Origin of the sequence: Fibrobacter sp. UWH4 (genome assembly GCF_900142475.1) — a bacterium.
Classification (GTDB): domain Bacteria; phylum Fibrobacterota; class Fibrobacteria; order Fibrobacterales; family Fibrobacteraceae; genus Fibrobacter.
Genome location: NZ_FRAY01000008.1, coordinates 13890 through 37207 on the forward strand (window position 1 = coordinate 13890; position 23318 = coordinate 37207).

The 23318-nt window shown below is 51.7% G+C and carries 17 protein-coding genes and 1 pseudogene; 10 read left to right on the forward strand and 8 right to left on the reverse strand.

Annotated elements, in window-relative coordinates; genetic code table 11:
• Positions 1-137 precede the first annotated feature (137 nt).
• From BUA93_RS12940 to BUA93_RS12950, 3 genes are read left to right on the forward strand one after another with little or no spacing between them, the layout of a single operon-like run.
• Positions 138-749, forward strand: a complete 612-nt coding sequence (locus BUA93_RS12940) for a restriction endonuclease subunit S (protein WP_217651009.1) — start codon at positions 138-140, stop codon at positions 747-749.
• Positions 750-809: 60 nt separating this feature from the next.
• Positions 810-1796, forward strand: coding sequence for a site-specific tyrosine recombinase/integron integrase (xerA, locus tag BUA93_RS12945; RefSeq protein WP_072980222.1), 987 nt, complete (start codon positions 810-812; stop codon positions 1794-1796).
• Between the two features lie 4 nt (positions 1797-1800).
• Positions 1801-2985, forward strand: coding sequence for a restriction endonuclease subunit S (locus BUA93_RS12950; RefSeq protein WP_139258079.1), 1185 nt, complete (start codon positions 1801-1803; stop codon positions 2983-2985).
• Here the strand turns inward: BUA93_RS12950 and BUA93_RS12955 are convergent.
• A complete protein-coding gene (locus tag BUA93_RS12955; RefSeq protein ID WP_083597439.1) occupies positions 2974-3627 on the reverse strand; it encodes a restriction endonuclease subunit S in 654 nt (217 codons plus the stop codon). The two genes, BUA93_RS12950 and BUA93_RS12955, sit on opposite strands and share 12 nt — an antisense overlap.
• 130 nt (positions 3628-3757) lie before the next feature.
• On the reverse strand, positions 3758-5278 hold the full coding sequence (locus BUA93_RS12960) for a type I restriction-modification system subunit M (RefSeq protein ID WP_072980075.1): 1521 nt from the start codon (positions 5276-5278) through the stop codon (positions 3758-3760).
• Positions 5279-5533: 255 nt separating this feature from the next.
• Here BUA93_RS12960 and BUA93_RS12965 point away from each other — a divergent pair, with 255 nt between their 5' ends.
• Positions 5534-6964, forward strand: coding sequence for an alanine/glycine:cation symporter family protein (locus BUA93_RS12965; RefSeq protein ID WP_072980224.1), 1431 nt, complete (start codon positions 5534-5536; stop codon positions 6962-6964).
• A 1-nt stretch (position 6965) separates the two neighbouring features.
• On the opposite strand, the gene BUA93_RS12970 is transcribed toward BUA93_RS12965, so the two are convergent.
• Positions 6966-7595 carry a GNAT family N-acetyltransferase gene (locus BUA93_RS12970; RefSeq protein ID WP_072980077.1) on the reverse strand — a complete coding sequence of 210 codons (630 nt, stop codon included), beginning with the start codon at positions 7593-7595 and terminating at the stop codon, positions 6966-6968.
• 106 nt (positions 7596-7701) lie between these two features.
• Here BUA93_RS12970 and BUA93_RS12975 point away from each other — a divergent pair, with 106 nt between their 5' ends.
• A complete protein-coding gene (locus tag BUA93_RS12975) occupies positions 7702-8502 on the forward strand; it encodes a thioredoxin family protein (RefSeq protein WP_072980079.1) in 801 nt (266 codons plus the stop codon).
• Positions 8503-8571: 69 nt separating this feature from the next.
• On the opposite strand, the gene BUA93_RS16805 is transcribed toward BUA93_RS12975, so the two are convergent.
• From BUA93_RS16805 to BUA93_RS12985, 3 genes and pseudogenes are all read right to left on the reverse strand, one after another.
• A complete protein-coding gene (locus tag BUA93_RS16805; RefSeq protein ID WP_371359329.1) occupies positions 8572-9414 on the reverse strand; it encodes a TolB family protein in 843 nt (280 codons plus the stop codon).
• Between the two features lie 291 nt (positions 9415-9705).
• Positions 9706-10446, reverse strand: a pseudogene (locus tag BUA93_RS16810) (Gfo/Idh/MocA family protein); the annotation flags it as partial.
• 120 nt (positions 10447-10566) lie between these two features.
• On the reverse strand, positions 10567-11514 hold the full coding sequence (locus BUA93_RS12985) for a hypothetical protein (RefSeq protein ID WP_072980082.1): 948 nt from the start codon (positions 11512-11514) through the stop codon (positions 10567-10569).
• Between the two features lie 139 nt (positions 11515-11653).
• Here BUA93_RS12985 and BUA93_RS12990 point away from each other — a divergent pair, with 139 nt between their 5' ends.
• From BUA93_RS12990 to BUA93_RS13005, 4 genes are all read left to right on the forward strand, one after another.
• Positions 11654-12688 carry a hypothetical protein gene (locus BUA93_RS12990; RefSeq protein ID WP_139258081.1) on the forward strand — a complete coding sequence of 345 codons (1035 nt, stop codon included), beginning with the start codon at positions 11654-11656 and terminating at the stop codon, positions 12686-12688.
• A gap of 81 nt (positions 12689-12769) precedes the next feature.
• Entirely contained in the window at positions 12770-14131 is a 1362-nt protein-coding gene (locus BUA93_RS12995) for a sodium:solute symporter family protein (RefSeq protein ID WP_072980086.1), read from the forward strand.
• Positions 14132-14250: 119 nt separating this feature from the next.
• Positions 14251-17220, forward strand: a complete 2970-nt coding sequence (gene secA, locus BUA93_RS13000; RefSeq protein WP_072980088.1) for a preprotein translocase subunit SecA — start codon at positions 14251-14253, stop codon at positions 17218-17220.
• Positions 17221-17436: 216 nt separating this feature from the next.
• Positions 17437-17694 carry a hypothetical protein gene (locus BUA93_RS13005; protein ID WP_139258083.1) on the forward strand — a complete coding sequence of 86 codons (258 nt, stop codon included), beginning with the start codon at positions 17437-17439 and terminating at the stop codon, positions 17692-17694.
• Between the two features lie 77 nt (positions 17695-17771).
• Here BUA93_RS13005 and BUA93_RS13010 read toward each other — a convergent pair whose 3' ends face one another.
• A complete protein-coding gene (locus BUA93_RS13010; RefSeq protein WP_072980092.1) occupies positions 17772-18659 on the reverse strand; it encodes a patatin-like phospholipase family protein in 888 nt (295 codons plus the stop codon).
• A 117-nt stretch (positions 18660-18776) separates the two neighbouring features.
• Here BUA93_RS13010 and BUA93_RS13015 point away from each other — a divergent pair, with 117 nt between their 5' ends.
• A complete protein-coding gene (locus BUA93_RS13015) occupies positions 18777-19637 on the forward strand; it encodes a lysophospholipid acyltransferase family protein (RefSeq protein WP_072980093.1) in 861 nt (286 codons plus the stop codon).
• Between the two features lie 73 nt (positions 19638-19710).
• On the opposite strand, the gene uca is transcribed toward BUA93_RS13015, so the two are convergent.
• Complete coding sequence (gene uca / locus BUA93_RS13020) at positions 19711-23316, reverse strand: urea carboxylase (RefSeq protein ID WP_072980095.1); 3606 nt, start codon at positions 23314-23316, stop codon at positions 19711-19713.
• Positions 23317-23318: the final 2 nt, after the last annotated feature.

Below are 23318 nucleotides of genomic sequence, written 5' to 3' on the forward strand. Positions count from 1 at the left end.
AATTATAAATAGAATAAGAAAAATTATTTTGTTCTTACATTTTCAAACAAAGACGTTGTACTATAAACAGGAATTTAGAGGAGCAAGCTCAGGCTCTATTCAAGAATTGGTTCATCGATTTTGAACCATTTGGTGGAGTGATACCAAGTGATTGGGAAAATGGAAAGTTATCAGATTTAGGAACTATTGTCGCCGGAGGAACACCATCTAAAGCTCGTAGCACATATTACACTGATAACGGAATTGCATGGATTACACCAAAAGATTTGTCTTTACACCCAAATAAGTTCACATCAAAGGGTGAAATTGACATCTCGCAAGAAGGTTATGATAATAGTAGTGCCAAAATCATGCCGAAAGGAACAGTTCTTTTTAGTTCAAGAGCTCCCATTGGCTATATATCCATTGCACAAAACGAATTGTGCACCAATCAGGGATTCAAATCTGTCATTCCCAAAGTAAATGTTGGTACTCCGTATGTTTACTTTTACTTGAAAAATCATACTGAAGAAATTGAAAACAAAGCGTCAGGTTCTACATTCAAGGAGGCTTCTGGCTCGCTTATGAACGGCTTAGAGGCTATAATCCCATCCAATCAAATACTCTCTAAATTCAATTCGCTTTGCAATCCTATTTTTGAACAACAGGAATCTTTAGAATTAGAAAATCAGCGACTTGTCTCATTACGAGATAATCTTCTCCCAAAACTTATGTCCGGAGAAATAGATGTTGCTGATGTAAGAATTTAGGCCGCTAAATTCCTGTTTATGGTGCTATCATTGGGGTTTTCTTTAACAAAGGATGGCCTTATGGTGCAAAATCTTATTTCGCAGGTGGTGTTGGCGATGCAGCCGCACTTGGATAATGTGCAGGCAAAGCTGCTTCAGGATACGTTGGGAGCGGTGTTTGAGCGGTTTGAGGTGCGGGCAAAGTCCGAGGTTCGGGAGCTTGCGGACGACAATCGCTTGATTGATGCGTTTTTGGCGGCAAAGCGAACGGAGGGGTGTTCGCCGAAGACGTTGAAGTATTACAATACGACGATTCTTATCGCAAAGGCGAGTATCGGAAAATGCATCAAGGATATTCAGACAGATGACTTGCGGAAATACTTGACGAGTTATCAGCAGGGTAAGAATTTGAGTAAGGTGACGGTGGACAATGTGCGGCGGATTCTTTCTAGTTTTTTCAGTTGGCTTGAAGACGAGAATTACATTTTGAAGAGTCCTGTGCGACGAATTCACAAAATCAAGACGACGATTTGCATCAAGGAGACTTATTCTGACGAGTCCTTGGAGCAGATGCGCGACGGGAGTCCACAACTGCGGGATGTCGCGATGATAGACATGTTCTCTTCGACGGGAGTTCGTGTGGGCGAAATGGTCTTGTTGAACAGGGACGACATTGATTTTGAAAATCGGGAATGCATTGTTCTGGGTAAGGGCGACAAGGAACGGATTGTGTATTTTGACGCACGAACCAAGATTCATTTGCAGGAATATCTGAACAGTCGGAAGGACGAAAATCCGGCGCTGTTCGTGTCGCTAAAATCGCCGCACCGACGGCTTTCTATCAACGGAATCGAGAGCCGATTGCGGAAATTGGGGCGAAAACTCAAGATTCATCGGGTGCATCCGCATAAATTCAGGCGAACCATGGCAACGATGGCGATTGACAAAGGTATGCCTATCGAACAATTACAGCATTTATTGGGCCACCGACGCATCGATACGACGTTGCAATATGCGATGGTCAAGCAAAACAATGTTAAATTTGCTCATAGAAAATATATCGGGTAATAAAATGAGCGAATGGAAAGAATGCACAATAGGAGAACTCTGCTCTAATATTTGTAGTGGAGGAACGCCGAATAGAAGTAATGATTCTTTTTATAATAACGGCAATATTCCTTGGCTTAATACAAAAGAAGTTTCCTTCAATCGTATTTACCAAACCGAAAATTTCATTACTGAATTGGGTTTGAAAAATTCTGCTGCAAAATGGATTCCGCAGAATACAGTCGTTGTTGCCATGTATGGTGCGACTGCAGGAAAATCTGCTATTGTCAAAATTCCCGTTACAACAAATCAAGCATGTTGTAATTTAACCATTGATGGCTCAAAAGCTGATTATAGATTTGTTTATTACTCATTGTTTAATCGCTATGAACATTTGGCTTCATTGGCGAATGGCGGAGCCCAGCAAAATTTAAACGCAGGCTTAATTCGCGAATTCAAAATTAGTGTTCCTGAATTAGAAACTCAAACGAAAATTGCAGATATTTTATCATCGTTAGATGATAAAATTGAGTTGAATAATCAGATAAACAGGAATTTAGAGGAACAAGCCCAAGCAATCTTCAAGAACTGGTTCATAGATTTTGAACCATTTGGCGGTGAAATGCCGAAGGATTGGATTAATGGGAAATTAGGAGATTTTGTAGAAATAAAACGAGGTGGTTCTCCTAGACCAATTCAAGAATTCCTTTCGGATTCCGGCTATCGTTGGCTTAAAATATCAGATGTAACGGCATTAAATTCGCCATTTATTTTGCAAATTGCCGAACATATCAAGGAATCGGGCTTAAACAAAACTGTATTTCTGAAAGCTGGTTCACTTGTATTGTCCAACAGTGCTACACCTGGAATACCTAAAATTCTTGATTTAGATTCCTGCATTCATGATGGTTGGCTCTATTTTCCAAAATCAAAGCTTTCGAACGAGTTCCTTTACCTCTTTTTTAGAGATATTCGGAAAGACCTTGTAAATTTGGGTAATGGAAGTATTTTTACCAATCTTAAAACGGAAATTCTGAAAAATTTTGATACAGCATTACCTTCGAATAAAGTTTTAGATGATTTTCAAAAGATTGTTGAGCCTCTTTTCAAGCAAATGCTTAACATTCAAAGAGAAATCCAAAACCTCAGTACACTCCGAGACTTATTGCTTCCGAAGTTCATGACAGGAGAAATAAACTTAAGCTGCTAAATTCCCGCGTTCGCGGGCATTTACGGCTGCACCTCGGCATAACTCAAACTTCGTTTGGTTCTGCACTCGGTTTGCACGTAAATTCCTGTTTATCGCATTGTTGAGTTCGATTTTGTCGTCAAGTGAGGATAGAATTTTAACTATTTCTTTTTGCTTTGCAACAGGCGGTACGCTGATAGTCAATTTTTGAAAAGTTGATGTCGGTCGTGCTAAAGAAGGAACGCCCACTTGAGAGGCGTTAGACAATAATTTGTGCTGACCTAATCTTGAATGAAAATAGTAAACCAGGTATTCAGGAATTACTTTTTCATTGCATCGCACTCTAAACTGACTTTGCGAAATGACGTATCGACTGTATTTGGAATTCTGCGGAATATAAACAATTTGCCCCAATGTGCCACGATGTGTAATCACAATATCGCCACGATAGGCGTTCGCTTTTCCTAAAGATGTAGCTTTCTCTTCTGTAACATAGTTGAAGGAGTCTTCGTTTAATCGAAAGCCAACAAGATTACTTCCGTTGAGAACAGGCACTCCGGAATCCGTGAAACATTCAACTTTAATATTCGATCCGAATGGACCCATAGAAATTTCTTCTATGAGTTCAGACATCTCGTATTCTTTCCATTCCGTTTTGCTCATTCTCTGTTCTCTTCAATTCTTTTTGGCTTTGGATCCTTCGACTTCGATCAGGATGACACTTGATGAGTTCTTTATGGATTCTATCCCCTTACAGGGTCCAGAATGACAATTTACTTATGCATTCGGGGCTTTACATCTTGAATCCTAGACCCTCCAGATTTTTCTTGATTTGTTTTTCGAGGTCGTGGCTTTTCGCGAACATTTGGGAGAGTTCGCCGGTGAGGCGGGTCATTTTCTGCTCGAAGGGTTCGTCGTCTTGCACGGAGTCTTCAATGCCGACGTAGCGGCCCGGAGTGAGGATGTAGTCCTGCTTGGCGATGTCTGCGGTTTCGACTACGGCGCAAAAGCCTTTTTCGTCTTGGAGTTTGCCTTTCTGGAATTTTTCAAAGGTGCTTGCGAGGCGTTCGATGTCCTGTTCGCTGAGGTCGCGATGCTTGCGGTCCACCATGTGGCCCATGTTGCGGGCGTCTATAAAGAGCGTCTTGCCTTTCTGCTTTTTGCCGCGGCTTATAAACCAGAGCGTGACGGGGATGGTGACGCTGTAGAAGAGCTGGGTGGGCATGGCGACTATGCCTTCGACGAGGTCCGCTTCAATAATGCGTTTGCGGATTTCGCCTTCGCCGCCGGTTTGCGTGCTGAGTGCGCCGTTCGCAAGGACGAGCCCGATTTTTCCGCCGGGCGCGAGGTGGTAGATCATGTGTTCGATCCATGCAAAGTTCGCGTTGCCTGCGGGCGGGAGGCCATATTGCCAGCGCGGGTCTTCTTGCAGTTGTTCCTGGCCCCAGTTTTTAAGGTTGAAGGGCGGGTTCGCCATGATGAAATCGAAGCGTTCGTTGGCGTGCAAGTCGTGGAAGAACGTGTCTTCGTGGTGTTCGCCGAAGTTCGCGTCGATGCCGCGGATGGCCATGTTCATTTTCGCCATTTTCCAGGTGTCGGCGTTGGCCTCTTGTCCGTAAACGCTTACGTTGTTGCGGTTGCCGCTGTGGTCCTGGATAAACTTGATACTCTGCACGAACATGCCGCCGGAGCCGCAGCACGGGTCATAGACGCGTTTGCCTTCGCTCGGTTTGAGGATGCTCACGATGGTTTTCACGACGCTTGCGGGGGTGTAGAATTCGCCGCCCTTGACGCCTTCGTAGCTTGCGAATTGCGCGATGCAGTATTCGTAGGTGCGACCGAGCAAATCCTTGCTCGCTTCGGTGTCGCTCATGTCCATGTTGCTGAACACATCGACCACATTGCCGAGCACGCGCTTGTCGAGGTCGGGGGCCGCGTAGTTCTTGGGGAGCACACCTTTGAGTGCCTTGTTGTTCTTCTCGACTTCGATCATCGCCTGGTCGAGAATCTTGCCGATTTCAGGAGTGTGGGCGGCTTTTGCGATTTCGGGCCAGCGGGCGTTTTGCGGAACAAAGAAGATGTTTTCGCTCACGTATTCGTCGAGGTCTTCTTCAAAGCCTTCGCCTTCGGCAACGAGTTCGTTGTAGCGTTTTTCGAATGCGGCCGAAATGTAGCGCAAGAAGATGAGGCCGGTGAAAATTTTGCGGTAGTCCGCTGCGGGGATGTGCCCCCAGAGTTCGCAAGCGGCGTTCCAGATTTGCTGTTCAAAGCCGAGAGTTGCCGAGGATTGCGACGATTTCGAAATACGTGCCATGTATTAAAGCCTTTTCTTTTGGATGCAATATAAATAATTCACTCATAGTAATCCTCGTAAAAAGGCCGTAAATGCAGGGATTTCATCGGCTGTGGAACAGGCCGTTCTCATGTACCGGTTGAACAATAGCGCCTTGAAGCCTTCGGGCATAACCGGGGGATTACTTCGTTGAATCAGTTTTATATCCCAATTTGGAATAAGCAACTTTTGACCGCAAAACATTTTATTATTTTGTCAAATATCACGGAGATGCCTATGTTTGAATCCCTTCATAATGTCATTACGACTCTCAGCGATTTTCTCTACCAGCCCTTTATCGTGCCCTTGTTTTTGGTGGCGGCGGGCCTGTTCCTCTCGATTCGCATGGGGTTCCCGCAAATCCGTCTGTTCGTTGAAACGCTCCGAGTCCTCAACGAAAAACCGGTGCAGGGGAGCGGCATTTCTTCTTTTGGCGCCCTGATGGTTTCTACGGCATCCCGCGTGGGCACAGGAAATATCGTGGGCGTGTCGTCGGCGATTTGCATGGGCGGCCCCGGTGCCGTTTTCTGGATGTGGCTGATTGCAGTCATCGGCAGCGCATCGGCATTTGTGGAATCGACGCTCGCCCAGATTTACAAGCGCGAAGACCTGGTGACGGGGCATTCCTACGGCGGTCCATCTTACTATATACAGACAGCTCTGGGACAGCGCTGGCTCGGAATCATTTTCTCGGTGTTCATTTTGCTCACCTATCTGGTCGGCTACAATCTTCTGGCCTCTTATAACGTGCAGACCAGTTTTTCGGGCTACAGTTTTTATAGCGAAACCAAGACGCCCATTATCATAGGCGCAGGGCTTGCAATCCTATTTGTGCTTTGTGTGTTCGGCGGCGCCAAAAAACTCACGAAAATCACGAGCTACCTTGTCCCTATCATGAGCATTACCTACATCATCGTAGCCTTAGGCGTTATCGTGTTCAATTTTACCAACATCCCCTCGATGTTCATGACCATTTTCAAGGACGCCTTCTCGTTTGAAGCGGGTGCCGGTGGCTTTGCCGGGAGTTGCATCATGTACGGTATCAAGCGCGGCCTTTATTCAAACGAAGCCGGTATGGGTTCTGCTCCGAACGCATCTGCCAGCGCAAGCGTTTCGCACCCGGTCAAGCAGGGACTGGTGCAATCGCTTTCCGTATTTATCGACACCATCGTGATTTGCTCCGCGACCGCCCTGATGTGCCTTTCCACAAGCGTTACCCCTTCTAGCGAAATATCGGGTATTCCGTATGTGCAGGCATCGCTCCACTCCGTTTTCGGAGAACTAGGCCCGGTATTCATTACGGTGGCGATTCTTTTGTTCGGTTTCACGACGCTTATCGGCAACTACTACTATACCGAAGGCTGCCTGCGATTCATCATAAATCGTCGTCCGGGCAAAATCATCATGACCGTGTTCAGAATCATCGCCTCTATTATCGTGTTTGCAGGCGCCCTTGCAAGCGCCGGCTTTGCGTGGGATTCGGCGGACCTTTGCCAGGCATTGATGGTGGTCGTCAATATCCCGTGCATCTTGATTCTTTCTCCGATTGCCATCAAGGCGCTCAAGAACTATACGGAACAACGCAAACAAGGCAAGGAACCCGTTTACTACGCCAAGGAATGCGGCGTCAACCAGGACACCGATTTCTGGAACCGGCTAGATCAATAAATTACACCGACTTCTTTACGCTCCAACTGCCCATGGTCTTGCCATCATGGGCAATTTCACATTCATGAAACGTCTCGAAACCGCATTTGGTGTAGAACGCAATATTCTTCTCTGAATTCGTGAACAGCGTCAGCTGCTTACCGCCGCGTTCGCGGACATAGTCTCCTGCAAACGCAATCAGATTGGTACCAATGCCTTTTCCCTGAAACGGCGGATCCACCGTCAGCGAGCCCACGTACCAAATATCCGGACCACTTTTCTTATAATCGTGGCACGGCTTGCCGGCAGCTTCATCCATAGCGAGCCAAGTTTGCATTCGCCTAAAATTCACGTCAAAATAAACCTGCAGCCAGCCGTGAATCAAAAACTGAAAAACCGACGGTCTCTTGAAATGCGGGGGCTCAAGCTCCGCAAGGCCCACGATTTTGCCATCTAACCGAGCCGTCAAGAAATGCGCCTGGCTAAAATACGTCAGCCAGCCCCTGTACATCACGGCCCAAAGTGCCTTAAGCCGTTCCTTTGTATCAGGGAAATAATTTGCAAAATACGCGTAATCTTCATAGGCACGAGCTGACATTTCTACAGCCTCTTTCAGATCTTCGCGTTTCAATACCCCGTATTCTATATTCAAAATACGCTCCTTTTTTTTACCCAACTTTCCTTAAACGGAAATCTCCATAATGTAATATACATTATACAATTCGATAAAGTAATAGATTTTTCCTATATTGCATTGCATGAAACCGAATATATTTTTTGCTCTCGCCAGCGCCATCATCTTTATGGCCGGCGCGACAACCCACGCCGCCACCAAAAATGCAGGCCAGATCTACAACGAAGACATCAAAATCGTCAAGGTAAACGACAGCAATTTCGAAAGTGAAATTCTAAATTCCAAGAAGCCGGTCATCCTGGAAATTTCTTCAACCAGTTGCCCGCCGTGCCTTATCATGATTCCGACGCTTATCGGCATCGCGAAAAACTACAGCGACATCAAGATTGCCTCGGTCGGCATCGACGAACCGGGCATCGAAAGAATCAAGGCGTCGCTCCCGATCCAGGCATTCCCCACCTTCTTCCTCATCAAGGACGGTAGAATTGTAAATAAATTGGTCGGCGCAGTCAAAGAAGAGGAACTGCTCGCAGCTTTGCATTACACGCCCAATAAGAACGCCGCCAAGCCCGTCAAAGCCAAGAAAGCAAAAAATTCTCCGAAGAACCTGGTGTGCAAGACGCCCGGACAGTTCAACGGCCTCAAGAACCTGGTGACCATCTCGTTCGTATTCGGCGCCACCGAAATCGAAAATGTCGATATCGTCACCGACGTTTTCGTACCGCCCGAAATGAGTGACAGGCGCGAACAGATGATTGAACATGTGCGTGCAAGCGGCAAGGGAGAGGTGGAGCCCACCATGACAGGCTTCCGCATGCACATCGACAACGATTGTCGATTCATGAAGGCGATGGATATGAAACGCACCTCGACTTACGGCGAGATGCGTGCAGGCCTTGAGTTGCAAGGTTTCAGCTGTCAGTAAAAGCGGCTAGCAGTGAGATCCCCGCGGGGATGACAGGCGCCTCCGATGTCATCGATGACAATGGGTGTGTTACCTTTTTTCGTACCTTACATACGCGAAGCGCTTGCTGTCGGGGGCCCACGAGTTCACGTTGATCGTTCCCTGGCCGCCGAACAGCTTGAGGATCGTACGCGGCTTGCTCCAGCCGGTTTTATCGCTGCCGGTCATCAGGCGGATTTCCACATTCTTGTTCGGGACATGTTCGCCGGGGCGCACGTCACGCTCATGGTAGGCGAGCATCACGACCTTCGTGCGGTCGGGCGAAATGTGCGGGAACCAGGTGTTCCAATGCGCATCGAATGTCATCTGCGTCTGTTCGGAGCCATCAGCCCTCATGCGCCAAGCCTGCATACGGCCGGTGCGCACCGAATTGAACCAGATGTATTCCCCGTCACAGTCATATTCGGGGCCGTCGTTCAGGCCGAGAGCCGTCGTGAGTTGCATTTCGTTTCCGCCGGCAGTCGGAATGGTGTATATGTCATATTCGCCATTCCGTTCGGCGCAGTAGGCGAGCATCTTGCCGTCGGGAGTGATACCGTGGAGGTAGCTCGGAGCAAGCGGCGTCACCAGTTCCGGCATGCGACCGTCAAAGAAAATCTTATAAATGCGCGAAAGCCCGTCTTCTTTAGTATGGTGGCTCACATAGAGGCCTTCGCCATCCGGAGAAAGCACATGGTCGTTGTTGCAATTATCGACAAAGTAACTCGGCACTTCGTTCACGTCACCCGACGCAATCTCGTATTTATAGATGCGGCCTTCGCTGTTGAAAGTGAGGAACTTGCCGTCGGCGCTCCAGTTAGGAGCCTCGATGACGCGATCAAATTCGTCGAGCACTTCCGACTTGCCCGTTTCAATATCATAAACTTCGAGAATCGACCTGTCGCCGCTGCGGTCCCAGACTTCGCCGGGGCTGAGCTCGAACGGGTAACTTACACCCCACGCGGCACGGAGGCTATCCATCTGCGTCATCATCTGCATCGTCTTCGTATGCGGCATTTCGGGGCATTCCTTGAGGCCCTTCTCGAGAGCGGCCTTGCAGCCCAGCACCTCGTACTCGTAGCAATTTTCGATGCGAGGAGGAATGACGGATTCCACCAGAGTTCCGGCGACATCGAACCGCTGGATTTCCACCATATCGTTCAGGTTCTGTACGCGGATAAATCCATCTTCGCCGTAAATCACGCCTTCGTTCTTGAGCGGCGCCACCATAGAGGTCTTGAGGTGCGCCACCTGGCCATTTTTATAAGTCAAGTCGATCCAGTCCGTAGCATCGACACCCGTATGGAACTTGACGCATTCCGTCTCGGTTTTGACAATATGATTCGCGCCGTCACCATTCAAGAAAATGTCCGCAAAAGTCAGGCTGTAAATGCCCAAGTCCAAAAGCGCACCGCCTGCAAGTTCCGGCTTTTGCAAACGTTCGATATGCGAGAGCGGCATCGAAAAATCGGCCTCCACACTTTTGACCTCACCGATTTTCCCCGCCGAAATCCAGTCCTTGACCATCTGCACTGCCGGCAGGAATCGCGTCCACATCGCCTCGCAAAGGAACACGCCCTTTTCTTCGGCAAGGGCAACAACCTCGGACGCCATCAGCGCATTTGCGGTAAACGCCTTTTCGACAAGCAGATTCCTACCGGAATTCAGACAAAGCAGCACATTGTTGTAGTGTTCGGAATGCGGCGTCGCCACATAAATCAAGTCCACCTGCGAATCATTCGCAAGTTCCTCGTAACTGCCATACGCACGACCGAATCCGTAATCCTTTGCAAACTTCTGGGCCTTTTCCAAGGAACGCGAGGCGACCGCATACGCCTCGACACCCATCCCCTTTTTTTCAAGAGTCTTGACCGCAGCGGCCATCTTTGTCGCGATATGCCCGCATCCGAGAATTGCAAACTTCATAAAAACCTCAATTAACCCCGTAGCCAACCTTGCCCGTGGTCCCCCCAATATACACTTATTTAAGGGACTCGTACAGTGATCCAATCCACAGAAATGGACTCACCTGTAAACATCCGCACTTTACTTATTTTGAGCGCGAGCGGCCTGTTGTTCTTCTGGCGTAGGTTTCGTATCCTCAAGTAGGCGGTCGGCCCATTCGTCCCAGAAACGGCAGCGTTCGCCTTCGAGCTTCATCTTCGCGAACTTCACCGGTTCGGTCTCGACGGCAAGCGTCACCACCGATTCCTTGTAGGCCTGCGGAAGCCCTGCCACGTGCGCCATGCGCTGCTTGAGCTCTGCCACGGTCGCATCGAGGATGTCCACCTCGAATCGGCGTTCGATGTAGCGGCGCGCAATAAATCCGAGCGCCATGAAGTAGTCACCCTGGTTCCCTTCGGCCAGATAATTCTTCTGACGCAGTTCCTTGAGCGCAAGCACAGCCTCTTCGTAAGGCGGAAGCCTTGGCGCCTCGCCCTTCTTCGCAAATTTCTTGTGCAGGAACCAGCCGAGGAACACGAGGAGCGCAACCCCCACGACAATCAGCAAGACGTAAATCCACTGCGGGAGCCTCGGGTCGTCCAGCGGGTCTTCCGCTTCCAGAATGTCGTCTTCTTCGCCGGTGGTACGCGTCGAAACCTTCACGGCCACGGGGTCGGTATTCACCTTGACGGTATCGCTACCCACGACAGCGTTCACCTGCTGCGGCGCAATCAGAAAATCGCCGCTCACGAAGGTGTTGAGCGTCGCGAGCCATACGAACTTCGCGGTACCCTTGGGCATGCCCTCGGTCACCTTTTCGTTCTTCATTTCCTTGACTTCGAAACTTCCGAGGTTTCCGACAAAGCTCGGCAAGTCCACGACGGCATTTTCGGGAGCGGTCACCTGAATTTCGTAGTTGAACATGTCACCCACGAACACCTGGGCGTTATCCACGTTCGCCTTCACCGAGACGTCGAAGGCGAGGGCCGGCACGGCACAAAAGACTGTCCAAATAATAAATGCGGCAAAAAAATGCGAAAAACGGTACATACAAACCTCTTTGCGAAGAATATACAAATTTTGTAGATCAAGGGGCAACCGGCATTCCGTCTTCCAAATAGCCGAACTCGCCGGAAAAATTCCCCCTTCCTGTCGTCAGGACTCACTTTTTATCTATATTCGTTCTAATATGTCATTACGGTTCTTGGCCCAGTTGGTTTGCGCGGTGTTCCTTTGCACTGCGTTTGCCCGCGCGGACGAACACGGTGCCGAAACTCCGGCGACCGACAGTACTCAGGCAAAGAACGCCTCGGATAACGGCGCCGCCCCGGCAGAGGGCAGCACGTTAAAGGTCACGACAGAAAATATCCTTTCCATCGTCTCGATCGTCCTTCCGCACAATGCACTGAAGAACTCCGAATCCCTACACGACTGGCCCTTCCTCGCATTCGCGGTTCCCGCCTGGGGCTACAACCTCAAGCTCCAGCAGGACTACGGCAAGGCGCTTTCGTTGAAGGGGCTTGCGGCAGGCGACGTGAACTTTTCCGGTTTCGGAATCAAGCTGGACGCATCCGTCGAACTGATCCACCTGTTGGAACTGGGCGTGCAGACAAGCCTGGGAACGGCCATCAACTACGGCAAAGCATCAACCTTCATGGGCGTATACAACCCCGAAAAACGGGACTACGAGCAGGACCTCGTTTTCACGGAATACACCTACGGCGTGACCTACCATTCGACGCTGACAATTCCGCTGCTTGCATTCCTCCCCAAGAGCGACTGGACGAAGATCATCCTGAAGGGGTCCGCGGAGCTCACCTATTCCGCCTACACGGGAGCCGACGACAAACAGGTCTGGAAAGCCGGTAACGAAAACTCGGTCAACGGGTTCAAGTACAGGTACGGCGGGACACTCATCTACATGCTGCCTTTTAGCCGCGTGCCCATGGCCATGGTTTCGGCGAACGCGAGCGGTTTCAAGCACGAATATGACTTTGACGAAAGGTACAAGGACTACAATCCAGGATTCGTGAAAGTAAGCATCACCCCCATGGCATCCGTCAAGATTAGCGACAAGTGGAACGGCATGCTGATGGTAAACATCTCGCGCGACCGCGTCTACGAAAACCAGCCCTACCCCTCTACCGAAGAAGTTTTGCAGAAACAGGTCGACAGCGAATGGGAGCTGAAGGCCGTCATGTTCATCGCGAGCCGGAAATTCTAAATTTTCAGGGCAATTTAAAGATAGATTGCCGCGTCGCCCCAAGGCGCCCTGCAATGACAAGCTTTCTTATGGTCGCATAATATGAATATCGCCCTCATCGTTTACCTGGTATTCCTGATTGCAATCGCCGTGCGCAGCGCGCGGCGCGTAAGGGACATTCCCGATTTCTTCGTGGCGCGCAAAGGGGCATCCGCGAAGGCTGTCGCCGGAAGCCTAGTCGCGACGATTCTTGGCGGGTCGGCCGTGATCGGTGCAGTCGATAGCGGATCAAGGCTCGGCGGGGCCGCCAGCTGGTTCATGCTCGTGGGAGCGCTCGGACTTGTCGCGCTGATTCCCTTTGCAGGCCGCGCCTACAGTCACGGCAAATACGCACTCCCCGACCTGGTAGAGAATTTGTACGGAAAAGGCCCGCGGCTGGTCGCCTCCCTGGTGATACCGGTCGCATGGACAGGCATTGTCGCCGCCCAGATTATCGCCGCTGCAAAACTCCTGATGACCTTCACGTCGCTGAACTACACGGCAGCAGCCGTCATCGCCGCAGCCGTATTTACGGGGTACACGCTTGCGGGCGGGCAGCTTTCCATTCTGCGTACCGACTTTTTGCAGGCCTGCCTGATTATCCTTGGGCTTTTGCTGGTAGCGGGCTTTGCGCTCTTCGGCGGAATCCCCGGTGCAGAAGCGCGACCTCTTTCCGAAATTTTGCAGCAAGCCCCGGCATTCCCCTTCAACACGAACTTTTCGCCGCTAGACCTTTTCCTGCTGGTACTTACCTACGGAACCACCTACACGGCGGGCCCCGATATCTTCAGTCGCATGTTCTGCGCGAAGGATACCGCAACCGCGAAGAAGGCAATCGCGATGGCCGCAGCGACACTTGTTCCCGTCGCCTTTGTCATCGGATTCCTGGCGGTATACGGCGTAGGGCTCGCAAACGTGCAGGGAGCTCGCATCACGGCGGTTGCCGCGCAAGTTCTCCCGGCACCGCTGATTCCCCTGATTGCCCTCGCGCTCCTGAGCGTCGTCCTCAGCAGCGCCGATACGACACTGCTCAGCAGCTCCGTCATCTTGTGCGGACTTTTCAGGCTTGACAGGAATAAAGAAAATGCAAATGAAGCCCGCGGACTAGCCAAGGCACGCATCGTGATCCTGCTGAACGGCATCGTGGCCCTGCTGCTTGCACTCGTATTTACCGACATCATCGGCACATTGTTATTGGCACTGGCCGTATACGCAGGCGCCTTCACCGTCCCTATCCTGTGGGGACTTCTCGGACTCCATGCAAAGCCGAAATTCGTGGCGGCCGCCATCGTTACCGGCGGATTTCTCGCCCTTGCGGGAAAAATCTGCCCTACAGGAACCCTCGGGGCGCATACGGGAGACATCCTGATGATCGCCGCATTCGCCGTAAACGCAGCGATACTTGCGCTGGGTCGAACGCGCTAGCCATTCACGCCCTGTTTCAGGACGAAACATTTTCCCGTTGGCACGCAATTTGCTAAATTATCCCCGTAATTTTTAATCAGAGACCGCGGGCAATGCCTTCGGCCGTAAAAAGGAAAAAGATGAGCATAGTCGATACCGTTCTTCACAAGATCTTTGGTACCCCTCACGAACGTAAGGTCAAGCAGCTGCGCCCTGTCATCGAGCAGATCCATAAGGCCCGCGAAGCCCTGGAAGCACTGGATGACGCCGCCCTGGCCGCCAAGAGTGCGGAATTCCGCGAAAAGCTCAAGAATGGCGCCACCCTCGAAGACATCAAGGTCGAAGCCTTTGCCGTGTGCCAGGAAGCCTGCGACCGCCGTCTGGGTATCTTCAATATCTTCAAGCCGGAATTCAACTTCGACTTTAGCCGCCTGGGCCCCGAACTCCAGGAATCGGTGAACGCCGCGAAGGCCGAACTTGCCGCCGGCAAGAACGAATGGGAAGTCTACCTGCCCGCCTCCGTGTACGCGAAGGTCCGCGAACTTTACCCCGAATCGGTGAAGCCGTTCCGCATGATGCCTTTCGACGTGCAGATGATCGGCGGCCTCGTGCTCCACGAAGGTGCCATCGCCGAAATGGCGACCGGTGAAGGTAAGACCCTTGCCGCCGCCCTGCCGGTTTACCTGAACGGTCTTTCTGGACACGGTGTGCACGTGGTGACCGTGAACGACTACCTCGCCGGCCGTGACGCCAAGCAGATGGGCATGGTCTACAAGTTCCTCGGACTCACGGTGGGTCTCATCGTGAACGGCCTGAACCCCGAAGAACGCCGCGTGAGCTACAACAGCGACGTGACCTACGGTACCAACAACGAATTCGGCTTCGACTACCTGCGCGACAACATGGCCGTGGAACCCAGCCAGCTGGTGCAGCGCGAACTGAACTTCTGTATCGTCGACGAAGTGGACTCCATCTTGATCGACGAAGCCCGTACGCCGCTTATTATCAGTGGTCCGGCCGAAGACGCTACCGAAAAGTACGCCAAGGCAAACGAAATCGCGAAGCAGCTTATCAAGAACAAGGACTTCTCGGTCGACGAAAAGGACAAGAACATCCAGCTGACCGAAAAGGGCGTGAACCACATTCAGGAACTCATGCACATTACGAACCTGTACGGCGAACATGCCGACTGGGTGCATTTCCTCGATAACGCCCTCAAGGCCTGGTACCTCTACGAAAAGGACGTGGACTACATCGTCCGCGATACCGAAATCATCATCGTCGACGAAAACACGGGCCGCCTCATGGAGGGCCGCCGTTACAGCAACGGTATGCACCAGGCGATCGAAGCCAAGGAAGGCGTGCAGATCCGTCGCGAAAACCAGACGCTTGCGACGATTACGTTCCAGAACTACTTCCGCATGTACAAGAAGCTTTCGGGTATGACGGGTACCGCCGAAACCGAAGCCACGGAATTCATCAAGATCTACAACATGAACACCTGGGTGATTCCGACCAACCGCCCCTGCATCCGCAAGGACCTGCAGGACATGGTGTACAAGTCCGAAGATGCCAAGTGGCGCGCCATCGTGGCCGAAATCAAGGAACGCCACAGCAAGGGCCAGCCGCTCCTCGTTGGTACGGCATCCATCGAAAAGTCCGAACATTTGCACGGCCTCCTTGAAAAGGAAGGCATTCCGCACGAAGTCCTGAACGCCAAGAACCATGGCCGCGAAGCTGAAATCATCCAGTACGCCGGCCACAAGGACAAGGTGACCATTGCAACCAACATGGCCGGTCGTGGTACCGACATCGCCCTTGGCCCGGGAGTTACCGAGCTCGGTGGCTTGCACGTGCTCGGCACCGAACGCCATGAATCCCGCCGTATCGACAACCAGCTGCGCGGCCGTTCCGGCCGTCAGGGCGACCCGGGTTCCAGCCAGTACTTCCTCAGCCTCGACGACAACCTGATGCGTATCTTCGGTGGCGACAGCGTCAAGAACCTGATGACCCGTTTTGGCGTGGGCGAAGACGAAGTGATTACCCACCCGATCGTGAGCCGCTCCATCCGTGGCGCACAGCGCCGCGTGGAAGGCCAGAGCTTCGATATCCGTAAGCACTTGCTCGACTACGACAACGTGATGAACGAACAGCGTAAGGTGATTTACGGACTCCGCCGCCGCATTCTGAACGGCGAAGACATCAGCGAAGAAATCATGAACCGTATCGAGGACGCCTGCGACATCAAGGTGTCCACCTACATTCCGGCAAAGAGCTACGCCGAAGCCTGGAACCTCGAAGGACTCCACGTCGACCTGCAGCGCAGCCTCGGCATGGAATACAGCCTCACGCTCGAAGACGCCATGAGCAAGACGCCCGAACAGGTGCTTGACGAAATCATCGCGCTCTGCAAGGCCCGCTACGAAAAGCTCGGCAAGATCATTCCGGAAACCGACTTCCGCCAGATCGAACGCCGCTTCCTGTTGATGACCATCGACCAGGTATGGAAGGAACACCTGTACGCCATGGACCAGCTGAAGGATTCTATCCGTTTCCACGGATACGCCCAGAAGGACCCGCTGATGGTCTACAAGAACGAAGGCTACAAGATGTTCGAAGGCTGCATGGAAAAGATCGCGACGCTCACCGCGCTCCGCATCCTGAACATCCGCATCACGCTCCCGAACGGCATGACCGTTTCGCCGGACCAGTTGCAACTCAAGAGCCAAGAACAGATTGACGCCGAAAAGAAGGCCGCCGATAGTTCGACAAGCTCACCAACCGATAAGGTCCCTGAGCCTGCCGAAGCTCCGGCTGAAGCCCCTGCCGAACAGATGAGCGCCGACGGTGCAAAGCCCGCAGGACTCGCAGGTACAGCAGCCTCCTCTGAAACGAACGCGATTTCCGAAGAACAGCAGTCCCAGCCGATGCCGCAGTCCGCTCTTCCGGGAACGCGCCCGACGGTGCGCCGTACTTACACGAACCCTGCCATCGCCGCAGCCGCCCGCCGCGCCCAGCAGCAGGCCGCCGCAAAGCTCGGTCGCAACGATCCGTGCTGGTGCGGTTCCGGCCTCAAGTACAAGAAGTGCCACGGCAAAGACATGGAATAATTCCCGGAACTAGATATCGCCGTAAAGGCGGTCCCTAGATTTCAAACAAATTAGAACCCGGTGCCCAAACGGCGCCGGGTTTCCTTATAAGTAAGAAAAAAACAAGAAGTATTTTAGGGCACGGGATGTTGTGGCATTGACAACGGCCATCCCAATTATTTATATTTGGCGCGGTTTTTTGGGTTGTGTAGTTAGCTGTAACTATGCGGGGTTAGAATGTGCGCACCTACTGACTACTTGACAACAATTTTGTTGTTTAAGCTTCTGTGCATTGCGGGGTTGGAAATCATCGCATTGTTTTATATCGACTGGCTTTTCAAGCATGACCGCAACAGCGATTACCTAGAAAAACTCACGCCTAACTATAATCCACCCAGAACGCCGTTGACAAAAATTTTCATCATGGCAAAATACTCCATTAGGCACTATTCCCGAAGAATCAAGATACTCTTCCACAAGCTGATTCCGGCCTAAAACAAAACTCCTTAGTGTGTTGGTTGCACACGGGACCTGCCTAGAACCTAGGCAGGTCTTTTTATCGGAGTAGTCCTTTACTTTTTCGCGATAGTCGACTTCACGAACTTGACCACATCCTTTCTGGTGCGGTTGTAAAGATCGTCCCAGATATCGGAAACTTCGTTCACGAGCGAAAGGTCATCCATCGCGAACTTGGAATCCACCTTGGGAGCGACGCGGCAGACATTTTCTTCGCCGATATTGGCGCACGCTTCGAAATAGCCCGAATTGCCGGTACGCGCGACCCATTCGTCCATGACGTACTTGCCCCAACCGACAATGCTCTTGTCCTTGGGAGCGTTGTTCGGACGGACCATTCCCGTATTGAAGGAAAGAATCTTGTAATTGCCCTTGAATTCCTTGACCTTGTTCAAGCCGGATTCCAGCACCATGATGGGGTCGTTCGCCCACATGCCGCCATCGCAATAGATTTCTTTCTTGCCGTCCTTGTTACGGCTGACCGTATCGAAATACGTCGGCGCAGAGCAACTCGAAAGGACTGCGAACCACTGGTCCGTCATGCCGTCACCACGGTCCCAAACCTTCTCGACACTTTCGCCATTCATGAAAGTCGCCGGGATATAAATCGGCTTCTTGAATTCGTACATCTTGTAGCGGAAGGTACGCTGCAGGAGCTTCTTGAGCTTGGAATTGTCGTAGCGGTAATAGTTGTTCGTCAGAATCTTGGCGGCGCTCACCTTGGTGAAAATGGCCGAAAGGTTTTCACGGTACAGGTCGTAAAGCTCCGCGGCAGTCATGCCGGAGCAAAGTCCCGCGGCAACAATAGAGCCCGTAGAGGTCCCCGCGAAGGCCGCTCCGAGATTGGCCAGGCTTTCGCCGAGATCTTCCTCGAGCCTGCGCATAAACTGAAGGGGACCGATACCGAGGGCACCACCGCCGGAAACAGAAATCGTAAGTTTCATTCATTTCTCCTTTTATAGATAAATTTATTTCTTGGTGTAGAAAATAGTTTATTCAAATCCAACAGGCAAAGACATTTTGGTAAAATATTGTCCATAAAGTTTTGTACATTTGCAAAGATGGAATTCTTGAGCAGGACATTCAGGGCCGCTTGCGCCTTTGTATTCGAAAAGGCCGCATTCGCACTCCTGTATACAACAAGGTGGAAACGGAAGGTCGTACTGGCAAACCGCTCCCTGACGCAAGGCGAAAGCAATGTAGAATCGGAACGTTTTTACAGACAAATGCTCAAGAACCTGACCCGCCACGCCGCCGATATCATTTTCCTGTTCAGGGATTACAAGAAATTGCCCCAGGATACCGCCGAATATCCCTTTCAAGACGGGCATGGCTTCACCTACGCCCTTGCGGAAGGCAGCGCACCCGTCCTGCAGAAAATGCGCCAGGGCGGCATCTTCCTCACCGCCCATTACGGCAACTACGAGGCGATAGGTCCGTGGCTATGCAGGCTAGGAATCCCGCTCAAGGCAAGCTACATCCCACTGAAACCCGCGTGGCTCAACCGCCTCGTCGAAAACCGGATGCGTGCCGTCGACGGGAAAAGCTACGCCGTTAATGCGAAGACTCCCCGCGAATTTTTGCGGCTGCTCGACGAACGCCAGCTTTTTTGCCTACTCTCCGACCAGGACAGCCGCATTCCAAGCGCCGGGAAAGGAACATTTCTCGGCAAGGCGGTCCACGTGAATCCGCTCCCCGACTTTCTGTACAGGCACCGCCCCGACGCCCCCCTATACATCTGCTGGATGGAGGAGCAGCCCGGCCGCAAGTTACTGCATGCCGAAGAAATCCCAGTAGCCCCTGACGCAAAAGTCATGGATACATTCAACCGCTGGCTCGAAAATAGAATCGCCGAAAATCCCGCCCTGTGGTACGGATGGACGCACCGCCGTTTCTACAGCTGCAAGCCGGAGATTTACTAAGCAAGCCATCCGACAAGGCGCTCCACCCCGTCAAGGATCTCGGCAGCGATTTCTACAAGCCGCACGCCGGAACTCAAGTGCCTGTTGAAGGAATAGGCTTTAAAGAAATCAAGCACTGTCCCGCACGGACTTCGGAAGACTCCTTCACGAAAACCTGCGATACCATTCCAGCCGCCCCGGCAATGACGGGAATCTCGGTCTTCATGCTTTCGATAATGGCTATAGTGTCGCCTTCCTTGACCTCATCGCCCACCTTCTTCATCATTTTCCACAAGGAACCAGCAACGGTTCCATAAACACCCTCTTCATCTTCAGCGAGAGTGATCTCGGCGACCGGAGCAGATTCCGCACTGTGACTTTCAAAAGTAAACTGTCCATTCGCAATCCAGCGTTCCTTTTCTTCTTCGAAAGCCTTGGTACGCTTTTCTTCGAAGGCCGAAATGGATTCCGCGTTGACCTCAAGGAAGCGTTCGTATTCTTCGATGTCAAAGGAGCTGTTTTCCACGACAACATGGAACTTGCCGGCGACAAAATCCTTACGCATTTGCAAGAGTTTATCGGCGCTCACTTCGTAGAAGCGAATCTGGTCGAAAAAGCGCAGCAGATACGGCAGCGGGAAATCGCTTGTTTTCTTGAAACGGTTCCACATCTGCACCGTACGGCCGACGAACTGGTAACCGCCGGGGCCTTCCATCCCGTAAACACACATGTACGCACCACCGATGCCCACCGCATTTTCGGGGGTCCATGTACGAGCCGGGTTGTACTTGGTCGTGACAAGACGATGCCTCGGGTCAAGCGGTGTCGCGACAGGCGCACCCAGGTACACATCCCCGAGTCCCATCACAAGGTAATCCGCGGCAAACACGATCTGTTTCACATCCTCGATCGAATCGAGGCCGTTTACACGGCGGATAAATTCGATATTATTGGGACAGCACCAGGGGGCATCCGGCCTGACGGTCGTCACATACTTTTCAATTGCGATTCTTGTCTGGGGATCGTCCCACGAAAGCGGCAGGTAGATGGTACGGGTAGGCACCTTCGTAAGCTTATTTTTCCGCAGGTGTTCCGCCAAATTCCAAAGACGCTCAAGAACGCCTTCCTGACGGATTTTCCGAACATCATAGTGAATTTGTATAGAACGGATTCCCGGCGTGACGTCGATCAGGACATCGCGAAAGTTTTCCTTGACGGCAAGCATCCAGGCGTGCGCCTTGAAACGAAGCCGCAAGTCAATTTTCGCAGGGCCAAATTCAACAAGTACATTGTCATCGCCGTCGGCACGCACGACGATATGTTCCATCTCGGAATCGGTATTGAATTCTGCGATGACAGGCGTGGTCACCGGGGATGCAACAAGCGCAGGTATCGGCTTTGATACATTTTCGGGAGCGGCAAGCATTTCTTCGCGGACAAGCCTGATTTTCTCGGCTTCTTCGGCAGAAAGCGGAATGAACCGGACCTTATCTCCGCTACGGAGCTGGCCCATCTTCCAGAGCTCCGCAGAAACGATCGTCACGGGGCAGGCGAAACCACCGAGACTCGGGCCGTCAACCCCCAAAATAATCGGCATATCTCCCGTAAAATCCACGGTACCCACCGCGTAGGCATTGTCGTGCAAGTTCGAAGGATGCAAGCCCGCCTCGCCACCATCGGGGCGAGCCCACTTGGGCTGCGGACCAATCAGGCGAATACCCGTTCTCGAAGAGTTGTAATGCACTTCCCATGTCGCAGCAAAAAATTCCTTGACATCCTCTTCCGTCAAGTAGTCCGGCGCTCCATGGGGACCGTACATCACGCCAATTTCCCATTCCGTGCCAATAGAAGGTAATGCACATTCCGACGGAATGACGGATTCCCCCGCGATATCGTTTCCGATATGCAGGACATCCCCGGCAGTCAGGGCACGGCCACCATGTCCGCCAAAACCGCCCAGCGTAAAGGTCGATTTGCTTCCCAAATATTCAGGAACATCAATGCCACCGCGAATCGCCAAATAGCAACGTTGTCCCGCCTTGCTTAAGCCGAACTTGAGAGTATCACCCTTATGCACGTCTACCGGAGTATTCTTGAGGCATGGCACATCATTGATCTTCGCTGGAAAATCACCTCCGGTAAAGGCGACAACGGCATCGGTGTGGAACAGGAGCGTACACCCGGAATGGGTCATCTCGATTCCGGCGGCATTCTCTGCATTACCGACAATCTTGTTCGCAAGCCTGAAACTGTAATTATCCATCGGGCCGCTAGGCGGAATGCCGACATCCCAATATTTCAGGCGGCCAGGATAATCTTGCACCGTTGTCTGCAACCCCGGAGCAAGAACCTCGAAAATACGGTTGCTGTACTTGTAATCGTTCAGAATCCAGGTTGAAACATTTCCTGAAACGAAATCGGCCATATCCAGCACATCACGCAGAAGCTTGATGTTTGTCTCGAAACCGTATAGCCGAACTTCTGCAAGAGCATTCTTTGCATTCTTGATGTTTTCTTCGCGGTCCTTTCCCGCGACAATCACCTTCGCAAGAAGCGGATCGTAAAAGGCACTCACTTCGGTTCCACGGGAAATCCAGGTATCCACACGGATTCCTTCGGGGAATTTCACCTCGGTCAACAGACCACTACTCGGGCGGAAATTTTTACCGGGGTCTTCGGCGTAAACACGGAATTCCATCGAATGACCATGCGGAACGAACTTCGCCCCGATTTCAAAGGGGCGCGTTCCTGCAGCAAGCTCGATCATCCAACGCACCAAATCTACATCGTAGACTGTTTCGGTAACGCCGTGTTCCACTTGCAAGCGCGTGTTGACTTCCAAGAAATAGAACTTGTCACTCGGGGCGTCATAAATAAATTCAACGGTCCCTGCAGAACGATACGCAACACCCTGCACAAGCCGGAGCGCAGCAGAATGGAGCGCCTCGCGCGTTTTTTCGGGAAGGTTCGGAGCGGGAGTCTCCTCGATCACCTTCTGGTTACGGCGTTGCACAGAACAGTCGCGCTCTCCGAGCACAACGGCATTTCCTTCGCCATCGCCAAAAATCTGGACCTCGACATGGCGACCGCGCTCCACGTACTTTTCTACAAAAAGGCCTGCGTTCTTGAAGTTGTTCTCGCTCAGTCTCTTGATCCTATCGAAACTTTCAACGAGTTCCTTGTCGCTACGGCAGATACTCATACCGATGCCGCCACCGCCCGCCGTACTCTTGAGCATCACCGGGTATCCGATCTCTTTGGAATGTGCCAGGGCATCGTCCACATTTTCCAACAGGCCCGAACCGGGAACGAGCGGAACATTAAATTCCTGCGCCAGTTCCTTACTACGATGCTTGAGGCCGAATTCTACGAGATGTTTCGGAGTCGGTCCGATAAAGGCAATCCCGTTTTCTTCGAGGACTTTCGCGAATTCTGCGTTTTCACTCAAGAAGCCGTAACCCGGATGAACCGCCTCGGCCCCCGTCGACTTGATTGCATCCAAAATCGCGGGAACATTCAGATAGCTATCCTTGACCGGTGCGGGCCCGATACGCACGGCCTCGTCGGCCATCAACACATGGGCGGCCGTTTCGTCAGGATCTGAATAAACGGCAACAGATTTCACTCCCATTTCTTTCAGGGAGCGGATAATACGACAGGCTATTTCGCCACGGTTTGCTACAAGTACCTTGTTGAACATAA